The organism is Agrococcus sp. HG114, assembly GCF_024723325.1.
Taxonomy (GTDB): domain Bacteria; phylum Actinomycetota; class Actinomycetes; order Actinomycetales; family Microbacteriaceae; genus Agrococcus.
Genome location: NZ_JANQCH010000238.1, coordinates 1 through 992 on the forward strand (window position 1 = coordinate 1; position 992 = coordinate 992).

The window sequence follows — 992 nt, forward strand, 5'->3', positions numbered from 1 at the left end:
CACGAGCGCCGAGCGCGCACCCACGCGCGCAGCGGCCGCCCCGCGCTCCGACCAGATGGCGAGCGCCGCGGCGGCCGCGGTAGCGAGCGCCAGGGTGAGCACCACGACGAGCGCGAGCGGCGGCGCGACGAGCCGCGTCGTCACGCCCGCGCCGGCGATGACGAGCACGCCGACGGCGATCGGGGGGAGCACGCGCGGCAGCTGATCGCGCAGCTCATCGGCGAGCGTCACGAGGTAGTCGAGCGGCGCGCCGCCCTCGAGCAGCCTGCGCGACCCGGCTCCGCGCGCGGCGATCGCGCGCCAGAGCCGCAGCCGCAGCTCGTCGACCACCTTGAAGGCGGCGTCGTGCGTGAGCAGCCGATCGGCGTAGCGCCCCACCGAGCGGAAGATGCCGAACGCCCGCACGCCCACGATCGCGAGCAGCAGCATCATGATGTGCTCCTCGATGCTCGCGCGCACGATGAGCCAGCCCGAGACCGCAGTGAGCGAGAGGCCCATCGCGACCGCGATGGCGGCCATCGCGATCGCGCCCGCCCACGCGGCGAGGTGGGGGCGGATGAGCGAGCGGACGGTGAGCCGCGGCGCGCGCGAGCGGGCGGCCGGCTGTGGCTCGGTCGCGCCAGGTGCGGCGCTCGAGGGCGCGCCCTCCGCGGGCGTGCGCGCAGCGTGCGGCGCTTCCGCGGCCGGGGGAGCAGCTGACGGGGCGTCCGCGGCCCCGCGATCAGCGGCTGACGGGTCCGCGGCGCTCGCGAGGGACGCGGCGTCGTCGATCGCCCGGTGCTCGAGCCTCGCGCTGGCAGCGGCCACGCCGACCGGCACGACCATCGTCGCGAGCGCCGTGGTGTCGTGCTCGTGGCTCGCGAGCACGACGACGGCCCGCTCCGCCCGGCGCCGGATCGCCGCGCGCACGAGGTCGGCCGAGGCGCGGTCCAGGTGCGCGGTCGGCTCGTCGAGCACGAGCAGGGTCGCGCCGGCGTCGACCCGGGCAAGCG

Annotated in this window: 1 pseudogene; it reads right to left on the reverse strand. The window is 77.7% G+C overall.

The annotated features are described in order from the left end of the window. A pseudogene (locus tag NWP09_RS12980) lies at positions 1-992 on the reverse strand (ABC transporter); the annotation flags it as partial.